Source organism: Aminobacter sp. P4_H6_2 (assembly GCF_056400805.1).
The window spans coordinates 1-3,908 of sequence record NZ_JBFUKO010000518.1; the positions used below are offsets into that span (position 1 = coordinate 1).

Sequence of the window (3,908 nt, forward strand, 5' to 3'; positions counted from 1 at the left end):
CATCGGCACTGTGTTGATGAACGGCAGCCGACGTCGGCGCCGACGGGATCTGAAAGTCCAGCTCCACACCAAGCACGGTCAGCGCTAGCAGCACGTTGCCGATCTGGGCGCTGGGTTTGCCGTTCTCGATCCACGATACCCACGTCTGCGTGGTGTTGATCATCTTGGCCAAGGCAGCCTGCGACAGGCCGCGCCGGGTGCGGGCTTCCTTAATCAGGATACCAATGTCGCGAGCTGTTCTGATCTTCATGGCGTATACGCTTCTGTATGAGTGAGCCGGATATACGCTCGTATATTGCAGACGTCAATATACGTTGATATATCAGCCAATCGCTATGTAGGACCCTATATCGCTAATCGTCATGTATGATCCTATATAAACTCATTTCGGCTAGTGCAGAGAAGCCTGCCCCTAAAATGTTAAAAAAATAACGCTTGTATAAAATCGATATCTGAATACCATTATTTCCAATTCATCCACTGAAGAGACAACCGGAAGGAACGGATAGGGAAAATGGAGGCGCCATGGCAGAAATAATTGATAAGATCAGCAGTTGAGTATGGCGATTTGTTATCAATCCGATACGGGTCACGCCTTTATTGTATTTTCTGGTATTATTACGTAACACGTCTCCAAAATCTGACACTGATGCAATTTAAGACTTTTCGGAACGTCCGCGAACGAATATTCACCAAGGAGGAAGCTGAAAGTGAATAGACTGAGCAGCATCATTGCGGCAGTCCTGTTGGGCTGCACTACAGTCGTTTCGGTTGACAGTGCCACCGCAACAGCCAAAGAACGTGCCCGCGACCTCGGAATCCCGTTCGTGGGCACACCCGGACCGAACAACGCTATTACCGACGTCGCCGGTGTCACGGTTGGCTATTCGACCATCATTGAGGGTAGTGGCAAGATCGAAGTTGGCAAAGGCCCAGTGCGAACCGGTGTGACGGCTATACTTCCGCGAGGTAAAAAATTCGGGCCGAGTTTTGCGGGCTGGTATACGCTGAACGGCAATGGCGAGATGACCGGCACGACCTGGATCGACGAGAGTGGTTTCCTGGAAGGACCCGTCATGATCACCAATACGCACAGTGTTGGTGTTGTACGTGACGCGGTTATCTCGTGGGAGGCGGAGAACGATCTAGTCGGTCCTCACTTCCGAGATCTCTATTGGCGCCTGCCGGTTGTGGCCGAAACCTGGGACGGAATCTTAAATGATATCAATGGCATGCATGTGAAGCAAGAGCATGTCTATGCTGCACTCGATGGTGCTAAGAGCGGCCCGATCGAGGAAGGTAATGTCGGCGGCGGGACAGGCATGAATCTGTTCAATTTCAAAGGCGGCACCGGTACTGCCTCCCGCAAGCTTGCCGCCGAAGAAGGTGGCTATACGGTGGGCGTACTCGTACAAGGTAATTTTGGATCCCGGGCTGACCTTACTATCGCTGGAGCTCCGGTAGGTAAGGAGATCGCCGATTTGCTGCCTGACGTCTCCTGGAAACGTGGTGAGGGCGGCTCGATCATCGTCGTCGTCGCTACAGACGCCCCCTTGTTGCCACATCAACTCAAACGTATAGCGCGCCGAATTCCGCTCGGCCTCGCCAAGACGGGTGGTTATGGCGGCAATGGCAGCGGCGACATCTTCATCGCCTTCTCGACGGCAAACCCACAGGCCTTCAACCAGGAGACCAACACCAAAGTAGACATGGTTTCCAATGACAAGATTGGCCCGCTCTTTCACGCGACCGTTGATGGCACCGAGGAAGCGATCATCAATGCCATGATTGCTGCGGAAACCATGAAGGGGCGTGATGACAATGTCTCCTTCGCCATTCCGCACGATCGCCTGACGGAAATTCTCAAGAAATACAACCGTCTCAGTCAATGACGCCATTCGTCTCGCCGGGGTGCGCTCGGCGAGACAGTCTCCGCACCATACTTCTAAAATTTTTTCACCACCCAAGTCGTACCTAGGGGCTGCCCGGCGTGTTAAACGGCATCCATTACTACTGCGTCAGCCCATACGTCATGTCACAGGCTAGTTTTACTGCTCAAAATCCCCGAATATGTCCTGCAGGCGAGTGAGCATGTTTACTCGCTCGCCCACAGCCTCGCCAAGCACTACAATGACATTGCTCAACATCAGGTCCATGACAGCAGTCATGGTCGCTGCACCATCCCAAAGCGGGCCATGGRAGCCCGGCACTACGAGACAAATGTCAGCTTCCTCCTTTCCCCAAGTACAAAACTCGTCTGTGAGGAGCACGACCATCACGCCTGCTTGGCGGGCCTCTACGGCTAGTGAGCGCGCCTTTGACGCAAATCGACGGACGTCGTGAAGGAATAGGAGGCGTCCCTGGACGGCTCCGTCTAGCAACTCTGCGTAGGTTCCATTGAGACCATCAACAAAACTTACCCGCGGCCGCGTGTAAGACAGTTGGCTTGCGAAATATTCCGCTATTCCGCGAACGTTCTGATAAGCAGCCACAAAAATCTCAGTGGCTCCGACAAGCGCATCAATTGCCTGCTGCCATTCAGCAGTTGTCGTAAGTTCGTAGACAAGGCTAAGATTCTCCGCCTGCTGTTGAATCAGCCCGGCGAGCAACTTACCTTCTTTTCTGTCCTGTTCGAGGCGCTCGACCTGGCCTTTTACCTGCCAAGCAGGATTTGAATTTCCCCGTCGTAGCTCCTCCTTCAACTGGTCAAGTCCATCAAATCCCATTCTTCGTAGGTAGCGGCCAACGGTCATGGGAGAAACGCCGAGACGTTGCGCTATGGATCGCGCCGACTCGAAAGGCAACTCGAAGAGGTTGCGCTGAATATAGTTGGAGATCAGCTTATCGGACTTTGACCGCCTGAGGTCATCGGACTGAACGAGCTTAAGAATGCGTTTCGACACGTCGCCCCTCTCTTCGAAAACCCGCCCGTCCCAAGACGGGCGGGGATCAACCGCATTCACTGGGCCGTCTTAACTCGCGTCCATACCCGGTCCACCTGACGCAGGGCCGGACCCAGATCCTCGAATATCTGGAGACGATTCATTGTCTCGGCCGGCGGGTTGATTTCCTTGCTATTCTTGATCTTTTCAACCGTCAATTGCCGCGCGGGCATATTGGCCGTGCCGTTGGTCTGCTGCGAGACGTTGAGGGCTACGACTTCCGGACGTGTGTAGAACTGGAGGAACTTGATGGCGTTTTCCTTGTTCGGCGCGCTCTTCAAAACACAGACATCCTCCTGGTACATGGTCGCGCCCTCCTCTGGTATCACGTAGCCGAGGTCCTTTTCGTTTCCGAAAACGTCGATCATGGCACCGACAAAGTATTGGCTGGCAGCGATCTCGCCGGATTGCACCATGGGCCGCGCGTCGTAGGTGAAAGCCGCAACGTCGGGCTTCATGGCGATGATCGTGTCGGCCGCCTGTTGGAGCTCGGCCGGGTCAGTCGAGTTGATCTTGTGACCGTTGAGGATCAGGCCGACGGCCATCACCTCGCGCATGTCGTCGAGCAGGGTGAATTTCAGTCCCTTGGCCTTCACCGTCTCGATCAGATCCTTCCAGCCGGTGACGTCCTTGCCGAGGATCTTGCGGTTATAGAAAATGCCAACCGAGCCCCAGGCATAGGGCAGACAATACTCGCCGTTCGGGTCGCTCTTGGCCCGCAGGAACAAGGGATCGATATTCTTGAATCCCTCGTACTTGTTGATGTCAGTCTTCTCCAGAAGATCTAGCTTGGCCATGATGTCCTGCATGTGCACGGACGGAAAGATAACGTCGTAACCTGACGCGCCGCCCTGGATCTTGGCCAACATTTCCTCGTTGGAGGAATAGGTCGAGAGCTTGACCTTGATCTGGGTTTCCTCCTCGAACTTCTTCAGGACCTCCGGATTGATGTATTCGCCCCAATTG

General features: G+C 54.1%; 4 protein-coding genes. 1 reads left to right on the forward strand and 3 read right to left on the reverse strand.

The window, feature by feature from the left end:
* The coding region (locus AC1DUU_RS25625) for a helix-turn-helix domain-containing protein (RefSeq protein ID WP_476786184.1) at positions 1–250 on the reverse strand (250 nt) is incomplete at its 3' end.
* Between the two features lie 460 nt (positions 251–710).
* Here AC1DUU_RS25625 and AC1DUU_RS25630 point away from each other — a divergent pair.
* Positions 711–1,892, forward strand: a complete 1,182-nt coding sequence (locus AC1DUU_RS25630) for a DmpA family aminopeptidase (protein ID WP_476786185.1) — start codon at positions 711–713, stop codon at positions 1,890–1,892.
* Between the two features lie 156 nt (positions 1,893–2,048).
* On the opposite strand, the gene AC1DUU_RS25635 is transcribed toward AC1DUU_RS25630, so the two are convergent.
* Together AC1DUU_RS25635 and AC1DUU_RS25640 are read right to left on the reverse strand one after the other, a co-directional pair.
* On the reverse strand, positions 2,049–2,903 hold the full coding sequence (locus AC1DUU_RS25635; RefSeq protein WP_476786186.1) for a MurR/RpiR family transcriptional regulator: 855 nt from the start codon (positions 2,901–2,903) through the stop codon (positions 2,049–2,051).
* A gap of 56 nt (positions 2,904–2,959) precedes the next feature.
* Positions 2,960–3,908, reverse strand: a 949-nt coding sequence (locus AC1DUU_RS25640; RefSeq protein ID WP_476786187.1) for a polyamine ABC transporter substrate-binding protein, incomplete at its 5' end; no start/stop codon positions are given.